The sequence below is a fragment of the Pseudomonas sp. 05L36 genome, from assembly GCF_056398125.1.
This window is the reverse complement of sequence record NZ_JBFTOU010000004.1, coordinates 261,555-277,382: the sequence shown is the minus strand read 5'-3', so window position 1 is coordinate 277,382 and position 15,828 is coordinate 261,555. Positions and strand designations below refer to the sequence as shown.

The 15,828-nt window shown below is 60.1% G+C and carries 15 protein-coding genes; 6 read left to right on the top strand and 9 right to left on the bottom strand.

What is annotated here, in order from left to right; translation table 11 throughout:
* Nucleotides 1-3 precede the first annotated feature (3 nt).
* The 7 genes from AC1DKH_RS06875 to AC1DKH_RS06845 form a co-directional block, all read right to left on the bottom strand.
* The gene (locus tag AC1DKH_RS06875; RefSeq protein ID WP_477797787.1) at nucleotides 4-1,623 is read right to left on the bottom strand and encodes an EAL domain-containing protein; all 1,620 of its coding nucleotides are present in this window, start codon (nucleotides 1,621-1,623) and stop codon (nucleotides 4-6) included.
* Nucleotides 1,624-1,699: 76 nt separating this feature from the next.
* The gene (locus AC1DKH_RS06870) at nucleotides 1,700-2,479 is read right to left on the bottom strand and encodes an N-acetylmuramoyl-L-alanine amidase (RefSeq protein WP_477754121.1); all 780 of its coding nucleotides are present in this window, start codon (nucleotides 2,477-2,479) and stop codon (nucleotides 1,700-1,702) included.
* Between the two features lie 92 nt (nucleotides 2,480-2,571).
* Entirely contained in the window at nucleotides 2,572-4,566 is a 1,995-nt protein-coding gene (locus AC1DKH_RS06865; protein WP_477797786.1) for a GGDEF domain-containing protein, read from the bottom strand.
* The gene (locus tag AC1DKH_RS06860) at nucleotides 4,563-5,441 is read right to left on the bottom strand and encodes an endonuclease/exonuclease/phosphatase family protein (RefSeq protein ID WP_218431436.1); all 879 of its coding nucleotides are present in this window, start codon (nucleotides 5,439-5,441) and stop codon (nucleotides 4,563-4,565) included. Before AC1DKH_RS06860 ends, AC1DKH_RS06865 begins: the two co-directional genes overlap by 4 nt.
* Nucleotides 5,442-5,455: 14 nt before the next feature.
* Entirely contained in the window at nucleotides 5,456-6,097 is a 642-nt protein-coding gene (locus AC1DKH_RS06855) for a thiol:disulfide interchange protein DsbA/DsbL (RefSeq protein ID WP_108218734.1), read from the bottom strand.
* A 199-nt stretch (nucleotides 6,098-6,296) separates the two neighbouring features.
* Nucleotides 6,297-6,926: a c-type cytochrome gene (locus AC1DKH_RS06850; protein ID WP_477754123.1), complete on the bottom strand. Its 630-nt coding sequence runs from the start codon at nucleotides 6,924-6,926 to the stop codon at nucleotides 6,297-6,299.
* Nucleotides 6,927-6,971: 45 nt separating this feature from the next.
* The gene (locus AC1DKH_RS06845) at nucleotides 6,972-7,262 is read right to left on the bottom strand and encodes a c-type cytochrome (RefSeq protein ID WP_223455051.1); all 291 of its coding nucleotides are present in this window, start codon (nucleotides 7,260-7,262) and stop codon (nucleotides 6,972-6,974) included.
* 191 nt (nucleotides 7,263-7,453) lie between these two features.
* On the opposite strand from AC1DKH_RS06845, the gene yihA reads away from it, so the two are divergent.
* Entirely contained in the window at nucleotides 7,454-8,098 is a 645-nt protein-coding gene (gene yihA / locus AC1DKH_RS06840; RefSeq protein WP_008002192.1) for a ribosome biogenesis GTP-binding protein YihA/YsxC, read from the top strand.
* A gap of 419 nt (nucleotides 8,099-8,517) precedes the next feature.
* Here the strand turns inward: yihA and polA are convergent, their stop codons facing one another.
* Nucleotides 8,518-11,322, bottom strand: coding sequence for a DNA polymerase I (gene polA / locus AC1DKH_RS06835; protein WP_477797785.1), 2,805 nt, complete (start codon nucleotides 11,320-11,322; stop codon nucleotides 8,518-8,520).
* Between the two features lie 74 nt (nucleotides 11,323-11,396).
* On the opposite strand from polA, the gene AC1DKH_RS06830 reads away from it, so the two are divergent.
* Nucleotides 11,397-11,687, top strand: coding sequence for a DUF2782 domain-containing protein (locus AC1DKH_RS06830; RefSeq protein WP_477797784.1), 291 nt, complete (start codon nucleotides 11,397-11,399; stop codon nucleotides 11,685-11,687).
* Nucleotides 11,688-11,744: 57 nt separating this feature from the next.
* Entirely contained in the window at nucleotides 11,745-12,695 is a 951-nt protein-coding gene (locus tag AC1DKH_RS06825; RefSeq protein ID WP_477797783.1) for a homoserine kinase, read from the top strand.
* Nucleotides 12,696-12,771: 76 nt separating this feature from the next.
* Here the strand turns inward: AC1DKH_RS06825 and znuA are convergent, their stop codons facing one another.
* A complete protein-coding gene (znuA, locus tag AC1DKH_RS06820; RefSeq protein WP_477797782.1) occupies nucleotides 12,772-13,692 on the bottom strand; it encodes a zinc ABC transporter substrate-binding protein ZnuA in 921 nt (306 codons plus the stop codon).
* 66 nt (nucleotides 13,693-13,758) lie between these two features.
* Here znuA and zur point away from each other — a divergent pair, with 66 nt between their 5' ends.
* Genes zur through znuB form a run of 3 tightly spaced genes read left to right on the top strand, consistent with a single transcriptional unit; the run spans nucleotide 13,759 to nucleotide 15,807 of the window.
* Entirely contained in the window at nucleotides 13,759-14,241 is a 483-nt protein-coding gene (zur, locus tag AC1DKH_RS06815) for a zinc uptake transcriptional repressor Zur (protein WP_477753426.1), read from the top strand.
* The gene (gene znuC / locus AC1DKH_RS06810; RefSeq protein WP_116262474.1) at nucleotides 14,241-15,026 is read left to right on the top strand and encodes a zinc ABC transporter ATP-binding protein ZnuC; all 786 of its coding nucleotides are present in this window, start codon (nucleotides 14,241-14,243) and stop codon (nucleotides 15,024-15,026) included. The genes zur and znuC overlap by 1 nt, the downstream gene beginning before the upstream one ends.
* On the top strand, nucleotides 15,019-15,807 hold the full coding sequence (gene znuB / locus AC1DKH_RS06805) for a zinc ABC transporter permease subunit ZnuB (protein ID WP_477753427.1): 789 nt from the start codon (nucleotides 15,019-15,021) through the stop codon (nucleotides 15,805-15,807). The genes znuC and znuB overlap by 8 nt, the downstream gene beginning before the upstream one ends.
* The last annotated feature ends 21 nt before the right edge of the window (nucleotides 15,808-15,828 follow it).

Genomic DNA, 15,828 nt, shown 5'->3' with positions numbered 1-15,828 from the left:
CCTTCACACCTCGTCATCCAGACGTCGGCCAGCGCCGGCCAGGCGTCGGCCCCGGGTTATCAATTCAATGAACTGCACGGAGCTCAGCGCGCGGGCGAACAGCCACCCCTGGCCGAACTTCACGCCTTCACTGCTGAGGAATTCGGCCTGGGCCTCATGTTCGATGCCTTCGGCAATCACCTTCAGGTGCAGCGACTGGGCCATGTGAATGATGTGCGGGGCCACACCGCTGCTGGCGGCGTCATGGCCCAATGCATCGATGAACGCCTTGTCGATTTTCAGGCAATCCACCGGCAGGGTTTGCAAATAGGCGAGGCTGCAATAGCCGGTGCCGAAGTCATCGATCAACACCTGGTGTCCGACATCCCGCAAGGCTTGCAGGTTTTCCCGGGCCACCACCACATCGACCAGCCCGCGCTCGGTGACCTCAAAGGCAATTTGCTGCGCAGCGACACGGTGCAGGGTCAGCAGCCGCGCCATCACCTGACCAATCCGCGGAACCATCACATCACACGCCGCGAGATTGACCGAGATGTACAGTTGCGGGTTGGCACGCAGCAACTGGCCGAGTTGCTCAAGCAGGCGTTGCAGGACGAAGTCCGTCATCTGGCGAATCTGCCCGGTGTTCTCCGCCATCGGGATGAACAGGTCGGGACTGGTCAGAGTACCGTCCGGCCTGCGCCAGCGTAGCAGCGCTTCGGCCCCGACACAGTTGCGGCTATCGAGGTCGAAGATCGGTTGATACAGCACCTGCAACTCGCCACGGCGAATCGCGCCGGTCAGTTCGGCGTCCAGCGACTGCCGCTGGCGCACCAGCAGAAACACCAGGAACCCAACGCATATACCCAACGCGAGGCTCGCCGGCAGCAGCCACCACCAGACCGCCGGGATGTGCATGCCGGTACGCGGGCTGATCAACACCAATTGATACTCCGGGTTGTCGGTGGGCATGCGGTATATCAGGCGTGTCTGGGTGATCTGCAGCGCATCACGGTTTTTCGGTGGCCAGGCCTCGGCTGGTGGCCAGATCTGAGAAGCACCCAGCACCGGAATCGCCCGCGCGCCATGGTCCAGGACTACCAGCAGGCTGCTGCCCGGTGACAGGTCGACCATATCGGTCAAATGACCGCGAGAGGTCGCGACCCGGAAATTCCCGCGCCCGAGCATCAGCGCGGCGCGGTTTTCATCGGGTTCGGTGGTGGTGTTGAGCCAATAGCTGTAAGTCGGGCCTTTTATGTCTGGCGATCGACTCAGCGACAGCCCTTCCTGGCGAGGGCGATTGGAGCAGATTCGCGAGGAGTCCATGTAGGCGGCTTCGTAGACGAAGCGATAATTGAACGTAACCTGTTGCAAGGTCGCGATCATTTCAGCATCGCAGCCGCGCAACGGTTGCGCTTCAAGATCGTCAAGGCTTTCACGCAGTTGCCCGAAGAGCTGTTCCAGGCGGGCGAGGAAGCGCTCCCCCTGAGCATTCATTTCTTCGCTTTCGTTTTGCTCGACCTGGTGTATGGCGACGAACAGGCTGCCGGCCATCAATAACGTTGCGCTCAAGACAGCAGACAGCAGCCCCAAAAACCAGGGGCGATGGAACCAACTATGGAAGGTCTCTCGAGCAGCAGGCATTGTGTAATATCCGACGGATTACCAATGAGTTATAGCTGCTGATTGGAAAAAAGCCCTGACCGTCGGGCGGGCGTCATTATTTTGTCTGATTCAACACCAAAAGTAGCGCTGCAGTTTGCGCATCCGGAGTGCCATCGAAGCGCGCCGGGCGGAAATGCATCTGGAATGCCGCTATCACATGCCGTGTCGCGACATCGAGCTCGCCGGTTTGTGGCGAGGTATAACCCAGGCGGGCCAATTGCGCCTGAAACCAGCTGATGCTCGGCAATTGTTCGGCGAACTGCATTTGCTGGCGCGCCACCGACTGTTCGTTCGGCCAGATGCCCAGGCCTTCGGCAGCAAGGCGCTTCCAGGGGAACAGCGGCCCCGGGTCGAGTTTGCGCAACGGTGCAATATCGCTGTGACCAATAATGTCGCGAGGCCTTATACCCTGACGCTTGCTGATGTCCTTTAGCAATACGATCAAGGACTGGACCTGATCTTCGGTGTAGGGGTACCACACGCGTCCGGTCGGGGTGTCCTTGAAGCCCGGGTTGACGATTTCGATACCGATGGAACTGGAATTCAGCCAGGTCCGGCCATTCCACTCGCTCTCCCCGGCGTGCCAGGCCCGCACATTTTCATCCATCAGTTTGTAGATGGTGGCGCCCTTGTCGTCGCCGATCAGGTAATGGCTGCTGACTTCACCGTGGGTCAGCAATTGCAACGAACGCTCCAGCGAGGCGTTGGTGTAATGCACCACCACGAACTGCACACGGCTGTCGTAATTGGCTGAAGGGTGGCTGGTGTCAAAACGGGGACCGCTGGCGCAGCCGGCCAGCAGAATCAGTGACGCGATCAGAGCAAAATATTTCATGGCGAAGGCAGTACACATAAGACAATAATGCAACAGTGTAACGTAATGCCTGGCGGGCGGACGGCAATCAAACAAAATGGAACAATTGACGATCAGCCCGGCTCCACGCGGTTGCGCCCGGCATTTTTTGCGCGATACAGCGCCTGGTCGGCTCTTTTAAGCGCTTGATCGCCATGCTCACCCTGCCTGAACGCCGTCATTCCGATAGACACGGTGATGGTCACCGGCTCTCCCTTGAAGTGGAACGGACAGGCCTCAATCGAGGCACGCAAGCTTTCCAGCAACTTCAGCCCCGCCGCCGGCACCGTGGATGGCATTAACAGCACAAACTCTTCGCCGCCAAACCGCGCAATGAAATCCGTCCCGCGCAGACGCTTGCGCAACACGCTGGCGATGATTTTCAGCACTTTGTCACCGGCCAGGTGCCCGTAGTTATCATTGATACGCTTGAAATGATCGAGGTCCAGCATGGCCAGCAGCAACGTGTTGCCATGTTGCTGCCATTGTGTGACTTCATGGTCCAGGCGCTCGCTCCAGGCCGCGCGGTTGGGCAGATCGGTCAACGGGTCGACCAATGCCTTCTGACGCTGCTCTTCAAGGTGCTCACGGTAACCTTGGGCCTCCTGCTCCATATGGGCGACCCGCTCGGCCAGGCTATGCAAGCGCACAGCGACCTCTTGCTCGCGCTCATCGCGCTGTTTCTGGTGCTGGTCCATGGTGCCCAGCAAGCCTTCGAGATGGTTTTCCAGGACGTGCTTGAGATCTTCCAGGTCCGCGGCTTCCTGCATGCTGCTTTGCAAGCCATCGACCTGTTCGCGGATCTGCGTGTCCATCTGCCGCGCAGCCGAACGGTTGTCGGCGTGCCCTGCGGTGGCGGCCTGCAAGTTGCTCTGGAACGATTCGAGGCGCTCGTTCAATCGTTGTAGATAGGCTTCGAACTCATGCTGGCCGCTGTCGGTAATGGCCAGCATCAACGTGGCGAAGTCGTCGAGGATCGGCAGCAATTCGTACCAGTTCAAACCGTTTTTCAGACGATCGCGCATGGATTCGGCTTGCGGGCGATAACGTTCGGGCAATGTCAGGTCGTCGAGCAGCCCTAGCAGCGTGTCCTCGATGTGACTGGCCACCGAACTGTAGGAGGGCTCGGGGGAGTCCGGGAGTGCGTAGAGAATGTCGTGTTCGGATGGCGCCTGATCGGTGGCGACCACGTCCTCCGTCGGAATCGGAGGTACGGGCACATTATCCGTCGATGCTTGCGCGGTCAGCTCGTCGGGGTTCGCTTGCGGCTCAGGAGGTGTCGCAATGGTTTCCGGAGCTGGTTGCTCGGCCGATTCGATTTCTGTCGAGGCTGCACTGGATGGTTGAGGCTCCGCAGCCGGAGGTGCAAAAGCCACGGCTGGCTCAGTCGGCACGGACTCGTCCTCAGCTCGCTCAACAGCGGGTACCTCGCAGATTGCTGGCTCAATCACGACCGGGGCCGACTCGATAATCGCCACAGGGCTCTCGGCTACAGGGGCAGCCAGCGCAGGAGAAGTAGCCGTCGAGGCCGCCGTCTCCTGCGCTTCACGACCGCCGAACAACCGCTGCAGCAAGCCCGGCCGATCGGGTTCCGTCGGGGTCTCCAGCTGGCTCAGGGCCTTGCCTTGCAAGCCACTCAGTTCGCTGAGCAACAACGGTATCTCACGTGCCTGACTGACCCGCGCCTCCAGTTGCTTGGCGAAACTCTTGAGTGGCCGGCTCACATCCCGTGGCAGCGGCAATGTTTGCAGTTGAGTGACCAGCGCAGTCAGGGCGGCACTGGTCTGGTTGATCCGGGTTTCCCGACGCTGCTCGGAGTCGAGCACGGCTTTTTCCAGGCGTGGAATCAGCGCGGCCAGGCCGGCGTCCATATCGTCGGTACGCACGACCTCGCGCATTTCCTTCATGCACTGGTCAACGGCGCGGTCAGTGCCTTCCGCCGCCAGGGTGCTGCGCACCAGTCCACGGCGCAGCAAGTCGAGCCGCGCGTCCCAGCGACGTTCGAGCTTTTCCTGTTGTTCAATGCTTTTGAGGTATTTCTCTTTCCAGCGCTGTGTTTCGTCGCTCATTCATGGGATCCGCGAAGGGCAGGACTCAACGCGGGCAATGCATCGGCCGTGAGCGAACCCGGCAGACGAATCTCTACCGCGACCGGCAGGTGATCGGAAATGGGCTGTGCCAGCACCTCGACCTTTTCCAGGGTCAGGCTCGGGCTCAGCAGGATATGGTCCAGGCAGCGCTGCGGGCGCCAGCTGGGAAACGTCGCTTCCAGTTGTGGCGCAAGCAGGCCGAGATCGCGCAACGCAGAGTTTTGCAGCAGGTCACTGGCATGGGTATTCATGTCGCCCATCAGTACCTGGTGTTTGTAATCGCCAATCAGATCGCGGATGTAGGCCAGTTGCAGGCTGCGCGCCCGGGCACCCAAGGCCAGGTGCATCATGACCACCACCAGCGCTTCCGGGCCTTCGCCGAACCGTACCAGAATGGCTCCGCGACCTTTTGGCCCCGGCAACGGATGATCTTCAATGGCCCACGGACGCAATCGACTGAGCACGCCATTGCTGTGCTGGGCCAGGCGACCAAGGTTGCGATTGAGTTGTTGATACCAGTAGGGGAAGGCGCCGAGCTGGGCCAGGTGTTCGACTTGATTGACGTAGCCTGACCGCAGGCTGCCGCCATCGGCTTCCTGCAAGGCGACCAGATCGAAATCGCCCAGCAGATTGCCGATTTTCTGCAGATTGTCGGCACGCCCGGTGTGCGGCAGCAGATGCTGCCAGCCCCGGGTCAGGTAATGCCGATAACGCTCGGTACTGATGCCGACCTGGATATTGAAGCTGAGCAAGCGCAGACGACTGTCTACGGGCAGGCCCGTGGACTCCAGATGATGCTCGTTGACCCGCGGATCATGCCGGCCAACGACACGTTCAGTACCCCATCGGCGCATGGCAGTGACTGCCCTTAGTTGGCGGCAGCCTTGTTAGCCGCCCGCTCTTTGTCGATCAGTTTGTCGGCCAGTTGCAGGGCCTGTTCAGCACCGCCGGCAGAACCCACGTCAAACCGGTACTTGCCGTTGACGATCATGGTTGGAACGCCGGTGATTTCATACTTCTTGGCCAGTTCACGCGCCTTGACGATCTGACCTTTGATAGCGAAAGAGTCGAAGGTCGCGAGGAACTTGTCCTTGTCCACGCCTTGGGTAGCGAGGAAGTCGGCCATGTCATCCTTGTCGGTCAGTTTCTTGTGTTCTTTCTGAATCGCATTGAACACCGCGGCATGAACGTTGTGCTCGACCCCCATGGCTTCAAGGGTCAGGAACATCTGACCGTGAGCATCCCACGGGCCACCGAACATGGCTGGAATGCGTACGAAATTCACGTCCGTCGGCAGCTTCTCGACCCACGGATTGATCACCGGCTCGAAGGCGTAACAATGCGGGCAGCCGTACCAGAACAGCTCTACCACTTCGATCTTGCCAGGCACAGCGACCGGAACCGGATTGCTCAGTTCCACATAAGGTGCGGCGGGGGCTTCAGCAGCCTGGGCGGTCATGCCGAACAGGCTGGCAGCGGCAAAAACGGCGCTGATGATCAGATTACGCATGCTTCACTCCTGGACAAATTTTATCGCCTCGCGCGACTGTTTTCAGACAGATCCTGACGGGCTTGAGTTCTGTAGTGTAACGGCAGCGGCCACAAAAAAGGGCGGCCAAGGCCACCCTTTTTATACTTGCTGTCACGGATTAATCGAGCGTTAACGTTGCAGGCGATAAGCACCCTGTTCAACACCCGATCCGCCGGCCTCAGTGCAGGCCTTGAATGTAGCTGGACACCGCAGCGATGTCTTCGTCGCTCAGCTTCTTGGCAATGGTCTGCATGGTTTTGGCATCGCCGTCGTTGTTGCGGCCGCCTTCTTCCTTGCGGAAGTCGGTCAGCTGCTTGCCGATGTATTGAGCGTGCTGGCCGCCGAGGTGCGGGAAACCGGCAGCCGCGTTACCTGCGCCATTTGGCGAATGGCACCCGGTGCAGGCTGGCATCCCCTTGGCCAGGTCACCACCACGGAACAGGGCTTCACCGCGAGCGACGACTTTCGGATCGGCGGCGCCGACGCTGCCTTTCTGGCTGGCGAAGTAGGCGGCGATGTCCGCCAGGTCCTGATCGCTCAGGTTGGTCAGCAGACCGGTCATTTCCAGAACGGTGCGCTTGCCCGACTTGATGTCGTGCAATTGCTTGGTCAGGTAGCGTTCACCCTGACCCGCCAGTTTTGGAAAATTTGGCGCCATGCTGTTGCCATCCGGGCCGTGGCAGGCGCCACATACGGCGGCTTTGGCCTGGCCGGCTTTTGCATCACCCGGTTGTACTGCCTCACCTGCAGCATGGGCCATGCCGGAGATGCCCACGGTCAACAGCAGACTCACGATCAATTTCTTCATCAGCTAATCCAACTACGGCTAAGGGTTAAGAGTTATGGACCGGGCTTACTCGCTCATCCAAAGGATGGTGGCTTGGTAATCCTCGGCACTGCAGTCCATGCACAAACCACGCGGCGGCATCGCCTTGAAACCCTGGGTCACGTGTTGCACCAGCGTCTCCATACCTTTCGCCAACCTCGGCGTCCAAGCTTCCTGATCGCCTTTTTTCGGCGCCATGGGGAGTTGGCCGGAATGACAGGCACCACAAACACGGTTGTACACAGCTTCCGGATCCTGTGTAGCCTGAGCGCTGTAAAGCGGCATCAAGACACCGGCAGCTAGCAGCCATTTCGTCATAAAACGACCTTTTCAGGGTTGAGAGCGAGCTGCGTTCTAGTGCGCAATCAAGGTTTGTCGCTCTCGTGAACTTCATCCTACGCTGGGACAAAGCGCACACAAAATCTGCGGCATTATATACTGGCGTCACTGAAACGGAAGCGACACTGCTTGCCGCACCCATTCCTGGCGCCGCCCACATCGGAAATCCCATGCAACTCAAGAATCCCATCCTCGGTCTGTGCCAACAGTCCACCTTCATGCTCAGCGCCGCCAAAGTCGACCAATGTCCGGATGACGAGGGCTTCGAAGTCGCCTTCGCCGGGCGTTCCAACGCCGGCAAGTCGAGTGCCTTGAACACCCTGACCCATGCCAGCCTGGCGCGCACCTCGAAAACCCCGGGGCGCACACAGCTGTTGAACTTCTTCAAGCTAGACGATGAACGCCGCCTGGTCGACCTGCCGGGCTACGGTTATGCAAAAGTACCGATCCCGCTCAAGCAACACTGGCAGCGTCACCTGGAGGCATATCTGGGTGGTCGCGAGAGTTTGAAAGGTCTGATCCTGATGATGGACATCCGCCATCCGATGACCGATTTCGACCTGCTGATGCTCGACTGGGCCGTGGCTGCCGGCATGCCGATGCACATTCTGCTGACCAAAGCAGACAAGCTGACCTATGGCGCGGCCAAGAACACGCTGCTCAAGGTTCAGGCGGAAATCCGCAAGGGCTGGGGTGATCTCGTGACGATTCAGCTGTTTTCGGCCCCGAAACGCATGGGCCTGGAAGATGCCTACACCGTACTGGCTGGATGGATGGAACTGGCGGACAAGGGTGCCGAAGTAGAAGCCCAGTAAGCAGCGAAGGTTGCCTGGGGCGCCCCAGGCAGTTTTCTGCAGGCAAAAAAAACCCCGGGCTTCATATGGGGAGGGAGAAGTTCCGGGGTTCAAGCTCTAGACCGCTAGGGCGGGGTCCAGATATCTGCCAACACTTAACACAACATAGGAGCATCGAAGGGCTTCACCAGCCATTCAGTAACTCTGAGTGGTGGTTCGCAAGATTAGTTCAGATTTTTTTCAAATAGCTTTGGAATAACTCTGATAATTTTCCGGACTAAGTGGTTCACGCCCTTCTGCCGCGGCACTATGCCGCAGCAGAACACGACAATTTTCTGTAGGAGCGAGCCTGCTCGCGATGGAATTTCAGTCGAAATCGATGTGCCTGACACTCCATCGTCGGAACGCCGCCCGGAGCAAGCTCGCTCCTACAAGAAGGCTCAGTGAGCCTCATCCCAGTTATTTCCGACACCCACTTCGACCAGCAACGGGACATCCAGTTTCGCGGCCTCGCTCATGTGCACGCGAATTTCATCGCGAACCTGGTCGATCAGGTCTTCACGCACCTCAAGCACCAGTTCATCGTGCACCTGCAAAATGACTTTGGCGTCGAGGCCAGACGCGGTCAGCCAGTTATCCACCGCGACCATGGCTTTCTTGATGATGTCCGCCGCAGTGCCTTGCATCGGCGCGTTGATCGCCGTGCGTTCGGCGGCGGCGCGCTCTTGCGGCTTGTTGGAGTTGATGTCCGGCAGGTACAGGCGTCGGCCGAAGAACGTCTCGACATAACCTTGCTCGGCGGCCTGGGCACGCGTGCGGTCCATGTACTGGCGAACGCCGGGGTATCGGGCGAAATAGGTATCGATGTAGGCCTTGGCGGTCTTGGTGTCGACGCCGATGTCCTTGCCGAGCTTCTGCGCGCCCATGCCGTAGATCAGGCCGAAGTTGATCGCCTTGGCGCTGCGGCGCTGGTTGGAGGTCACGTCGGCCAGTTCGACCTTGAACACTTCGGCGGCGGTCGCGGTGTGCACGTCCAGATTGTGGCGGAAGGCGTTCATCAGCCCTTCGTCCCGGGAAAGGTGCGCCATGATCCGCAGTTCGATCTGCGAATAGTCCGCCGCCAGCAGCTTGTAACCTGCCGGGGCCACGAAGGCCTGGCGAATGCGACGCCCTTCGGCGGTGCGCACCGGGATGTTCTGCAGGTTCGGGTCGCTGGAGGACAGCCGCCCGGTGGACGCCACCGCCTGATGATACGAGGTATGGATCCGCCCGGTACGTGGGTTGATCTGCTCCGGCAGACGGTCAGTGTAGGTGCTTTTCAGCTTGCTCATGGAGCGGTATTCCATGAGCACTTTCGGCAATCGATAGTCGTCTTCTGCCAGTTTGGCCAGCACTTCTTCGGCGGTGGACGGCTGGCCCTTGGCGGTTTTCTTCAATACCGGCAGGCCGAGCTTCTCGTAAAGGATCACGCCCAGTTGCTTGGGCGAACCGAGGTTGAACTCCTCGCCGGCAATCTCGAAGGCTTCACGCTCCAGCGCCACCATCTTGTCGCCCAGTTCGATGCTTTGCACGCCCAGCAAGGCGGCATCGACGAATGCGCCCTGACGCTCGATTCGCGCCAGCACCGGCACCAACGGGATTTCGATGTCGGTCAGCACGCTGGCCAGGCTCGGAATGGCCGAGAGCTTTTCGAACAGGGTCTGGTGCAGACGCAAGGTGATATCCGCATCTTCGGCGGCGTAAGGCCCGGCCTGCTCCAGGGCGATCTGATCGAACGTCAGCTGCTTCACGCCTTTACCGGCGATGTCCTGGAAACTTACCGTGGTGTGGTCCAGATACTTCTGCGCCAGGCTGTCCATGTCATGGCGGGTGGCCGTGGAGTTGAGCACGTAGGACTCAAGCATGGTGTCGAAGGCGATGCCCCGCACGGTAATGCCATTGTCCTGATCGCCGCCGATGGCGCAGTTGGCCAGGATGTTCATGTCGAACTTGGCGTGCTGGCCGACCTTGAGTTTGCTCGGGTCCTCCAGAATCGGCTTGAGCGCACGCAGAACAGTGTCGCGGTCCAGCTGTTGCGGCACGCCGATGTAGGAATGGGTCAACGGGATGTAGGCCGCTTCGTTGGCCTGAACCGCGAATGACAGGCCCACCAGTCGTGCCTGCTGCGCATCGATGCCGGTGGTTTCGGTGTCGAAGGCAAACAGCTTGGCGTTGTTCAGCTTTTCCAGCCAGGCATCGAACCGCGCCTGATCGAGGATGGTTTCATAGGCGGCTTCAGCAGCGGCAACCGGTGCTTCGGCCTCTGGTTCGCTGAACAGATCCGCGGCCGGTGCAGGCTCGGCGGCAGCACTCAGTTCCAGGCGTTTGGCGTCGCGATCAAGGTCGTTCAGCCAGCTCTTGAATTCCAGCAGGGTGTACAGCTCGTAGAGTTTGGCCGGATCTTCAGGACCCATTTGCAAGTCGTCGAGTCCAACGTCCAGCGGCACGTCGACCTTGATGGTCGCCAGTTGATAGGAGAGGAAGGCCATCTCCTTGTGCTCTTCGAGCTTGGCTGGCAGGGTCTTGGCGCCGCGAATCGGCAGGGTCGGCACGATGTCGAGTTGCGCATAGAGTTCGGTCAGGCCGCCGTTCACACCAACCAGCAGGCCCGAAGCCGTCTTCGGACCGATGCCCGGAACGCCCGGAATGTTGTCGGACGAATCGCCCATGAGCGCCAGATAATCGATGATCTGCTCCGGAGCGACGCCGAATTTCTCCTTCACGCCCTCCACGTCCATGCTGCTACCGGTCATGGTGTTGACCAAGGTAATGTGACCGTCGACCAATTGCGCCATATCCTTGTCACCGGTGGAGATGATCACCGGACGATCCGCCGCCGCGCTGCTTCGGGCCAGAGTACCGATCACGTCATCGGCCTCGACGCCTTCGACGCACAGCAGCGGGAAGCCCAGGGCGATCACGCTCTGGTGCAGCGGCTCGATCTGCACGCGCATGTCGTCAGGCATGCTCGGACGGTTGGCCTTGTATTCGGCGTACATGTCATCGCGAAAAGTCCCACCTTTGGCGTCGAACACCACAGCGAACGGACTATTCGGATATTGCTTGCGCAGGCTCTTGAGCATGTTCAAGACGCCCTTGACCGCGCCGGTCGGCAGGCCTTTGGACGTGGTCAGCGGCGGCAACGCGTGAAAGGCGCGGTACAGGTAAGAAGAACCGTCCACCAGGACGAGGGGGGCTTGGCTCATGAGCAGGATCAACCTTTTCGGCGGGTCCGGCGCTAGAATAGCGGGACCGTTGACGACAAAGGGACAAGGTTATCATGCGCACACTAAATCGCCTGTTGCTGGCTGGCTTGTTTGCAATCGCACCATTGGCCGTCATGGCGGCGGACGATGCGCCGACACCCGAGCCGGAAGTCACGATCCACACGGAAGGGGATAAAGTCATTCAGGAGTACCGTCAAAACGGTTTTCTGTATGCCATCAAAGTCACGCCCAAGGGCGGAAAGCCATACTTTCTGGTGCGTGCGGACGGTACAGATGCAAACTACATCCGCTCGGATTACCCGGATATGCTGATTCCGGCGTGGAAGATCTTTGAGTGGAAATAGTTTCCTAATTTCAATTGGCGCTGGCTCACGAGCGGCGCCCGTACTGGCAGTTTAAACATGTCTGTGTTCACCCCCCTGGCTCGGCCCGAGCTGGAAGCTTTTCTCGCCCCTTATGGCCTCGGCCGCCTGCTTGATTTCCAGGGGATTGCCGCCGGTAGCGAAAACACCAATTTCTTTATCAGCCTGGAGCAGGGCGAATTTGTCCTGACCCTGATCGAGCGCGGTCCGGTTCAGGAAATGCCGTTCTTCATCGAACTGCTCGACGTGCTGCACGGCGCCAACCTGCCGGTACCTTACGCCCTGCGCACCACAGACGGCGTGGCCTTGCGCGAACTGGCGGGCAAGCCTGCGTTGCTGCAACCGCGCCTGGCCGGCAAGCACATCAAGCAAGCCAACGCGCAACATTGCACACAGGTCGGTGAATTGCTCGGCCATCTGCACCTGGCGACCCAGGCCAATATGATCAAGCGCAAAACCGATCGCGGCCTGGACTGGATGCTGGAAGAGGGCACGCAGTCCCTGTCGCATCTCGGTGCCGAGCAGAAAGACCTGCTGCAACGGGCGCTGGAAGAAATCACCCGGCAGAAAGAAAAAATCCTGGCACTGCCGCGGGCGAACATTCACGCCGACCTGTTCCGCGATAACGCGATGTTCGAAGGCACGCACCTGACCGGGCTGATCGATTTCTACAACGCCTGCTCCGGGCCGATGCTCTACGACGTGGCGATTGCCTTGAACGACTGGTGCTCCGACGACGATGGCGTGATCGATGGACCGCGAGCGCGGGCCTTGCTGGGCGCTTATGCAGCCCTGCGACCGTTCACCGCTGCCGAAGCCGAGTTGTGGCCGACCATGCTGCGGGTGGCTTGCGTACGGTTCTGGTTGTCACGCTTGATCGCCGCGGAGTCGTTCGCCGGACAGGATGTGTTGATTCACGATCCGATGGAGTTCCAGTTGCGCCTGGCGCAGCGGCAGACGGTCAATACGCCGTTGCCTTTCGCCCTTTAAAGCAAAAGATCGCAGCCTTCGACAGCTCCTACGGACCGCGGTAGGAGCTGCCGAAGGCTGCGATCTTTTTATGGGTTTATAACGACTCCAGACACCCTGCCAAATCATTCCCCAGCTTCTCCAACACCTGCTCATAGCCTAGGGCAGTCGCCGGCGTATACCCGCCCAGCGCATCCAGTTCAGCCAGTTTCACCGGCAAACCCGCCACCAGGGTTTCCGCCAGGCGCGGCCGCAGAGGCGGTTCGCTGAACACGCAGGTCTTGCCGACTTCCTGCAATCGCGCGCGCATCGCCGCGACATGCTGGGCACCGGGTTGCACTTCGGCCGCGACGCTGAACACACCCACGTGCTTGAGGCCGTAGGCGTCCTCGAAGTAGTCGAAAGCTTCGTGGAACACGAAGTAGGGCTTGCCCTGAACATCGGCCAGGCGTTTCTTCAGGCGCGTATCCAGTGCATCAAGGCGCTCGTCGAAGGCTTTCAGATTGCTCTGATAGCGCGCAGCATTGTCAGGATCGGTGGCACTCAGGTCGGCCGCCATTTTCGTAGCGATGACCCGGGCGTTAACCGGCGACAGCCACAGGTGCGCATCCAGGCTGCCCGGGCGGTGATCGTGGTCATGTTCGTCGGCTTCTTCAGCGTGGGAGTGGCTATCTTCGGCAAAGCGGCGCAGTTTCATGCCCGGCAAATCCTGCACGGCGACGCTGGGCAACGTACGACCATTGAGCACCCGCGGCAGGAAACCTTCCATGTCCGGGCCGATCCAGTACAGCAGGTCCACCGATTGCACCTTGCGCACGTCGGAAGGGCGCAACGCATAGTTATGCGGCGATGCTCCAGGTGGCAGCAAGACCTCGGGAATCGCCACACCGTCCTGCACCGCCGCGGCGATCAATTGCAGAGGCTTGATGCTGGTAAGGACCTTGACCTCGGCCTGCGCCGAACCGATCAGCAGAAAACTTGCGGTAAATGCGACAAAGATAGAAAAAAGTCGGGACACGATGACCACTCGAAGAGGCGAGAACGGGTAACATAATAACGTCTCTCACAAAACTCGTCGCCGCCCATGCTAAAAACACCGATCGCCAGCCGTCCCCACGACCACTCACATTGCGTTCACAGCGCTTTGTCCGAGGCCGATGCCCTGTGCGCACGTCAAGGCCTGCGCCTGACCGCGTTGCGCCGGCGAGTGCTGGAACTGGTGTGGCAAAGCCACAAGCCGCTGGGTGCCTACGACATTCTCGCGGTCCTCAGCGAGCAGGACGGTCGCCGTGCCGCGCCGCCGACGGTGTACCGCGCGCTGGATTTCCTGCTGGAAAACGGCCTGGTCCATCGGATCTCCTCGCTCAACGCCTTCATCGGCTGCAATCACCCGGAACATGCTCACCAGGGTCAGTTCCTGATCTGCCGTGGGTGCCACGCCGCCATCGAGCTCGAACAAAAATCCATCAGCGACGCGATCATCGCCAGCGCCAGGGATGTCGGGTTTATCGTCGAAAGCCAGACCGTTGAAGTGGTCGGTCTCTGCTCGGGTTGCCAGGGGGCTTGATGAGCAACGCGCTGATCCGTCTTGAGCAGGTTGCCGTCACCTTCGCCGGGCAACCGGTGCTGGACAACATCGAGCTGAGCGTCGAACCGGGGCAGATCGTTACCCTGATCGGCCCCAACGGCGCCGGCAAGACCACACTGGTGCGTGCCGTGCTCGGCCTGTTGAAACCGGACAGCGGCAGCGTATGGCGCAAGCCGAAACTGCGGGTCGGTTACATGCCGCAAAAACTTCACGTCGATCCAACCCTCCCGCTATCGGTCCTGCGATTCTTGCGCCTGGTGCCGGGCGTGGACCGTGCGATGGCCTTGGCGGCACTCAAGGAAGTCGGTGCCGAACAGGTGATCGACAGCCCGGTGCAAAGCGTTTCCGGTGGCGAAATGCAGCGCGTGTTGCTGGCCCGGGCCTTGTTGCGCGAGCCGGAACTGCTGGTGCTCGACGAGCCGGTGCAGGGTGTCGATGTGGCCGGCCAGGCTGAGTTGTACAGCCTGATCACCCGCCTGCGCGACCGTCACGGTTGCGGCGTGCTGATGGTCTCCCACGATTTGCATCTGGTGATGAGCACCACGGACCAGGTGGTTTGCCTTAATCGCCACGTCTGCTGTTCCGGCCATCCCGAGCAGGTCAGCGGCGATCCGGCTTTCGTCGAGCTGTTCGGAAAAAACGCACAAAGCCTGGCGATTTATCACCACCACCACGACCACGCCCACGACTTGCATGGCTCGGTGGTCAAGGCGCCCGCGTCGGGTAAACCCCATGTTCACGGAGATAGCTGCAAGCATGGCTGATTTTCTGCTCTACGCCCTGCTTGCAGGCCTGGCCCTGGCCGTCGTTGCAGGCCCGCTGGGGTCTTTCGTGGTCTGGCGGCGCATGGCCTATTTTGGCGACACCCTGTCCCACGCGGCATTGCTCGGTGTGGCCCTGGGCTTCCTGCTGGATGTCAGCCCGACCGTTGCCGTCACCGTCGGCTGCTTGCTATTGGCAGTGTTGCTGGTGACATTGCAACAACGCCAGCCGCTGGCATCCGACACACTTTTGGGAATTCTCGCACCCAGCACGCTCTCTCTGGGCCTGGTGGTACTAAGCTTCATGCACGAAGTGCGGATCGACCTGATGGCCTATCTGTTCGGCGACCTGCTGGCGATCAGTCCGACCGATCTGGCCTGGATTCTTGGCGGTAGTGCTGCGGTACTGGTCTTGCTGGTTGCGTTGTGGCGCCCATTGCTGGCGATCACGGTGCATGAAGAACTGGCCCGGGTCGAAGGCCTGCCGGTGGCTGGATTGCGCCTGGCCCTGATGCTGTTGATCGCCGTAGTAATTGCCGTGGCGATGAAAATCGTCGGCGTGTTGCTGATCACTTCATTGCTGATCATCCCGGCGGCTGCGGCACAACGTCACGCCCGCTCGCCAGAGCAGATGGCACTGGGCGCGAGCCTGCTGGGCATACTCGCCGTGTGTGGCGGGCTGGCACTGTCCTGGTTCAAGGACACCCCCGCTGGCCCATCGATTGTGGTGGCAGCCGCCGCACTGTTTCTGCTGAGTTTTGTTCTGCCCCGTCGAGGGGTGTAGACTTGCTCGTTTTTTGCGCAA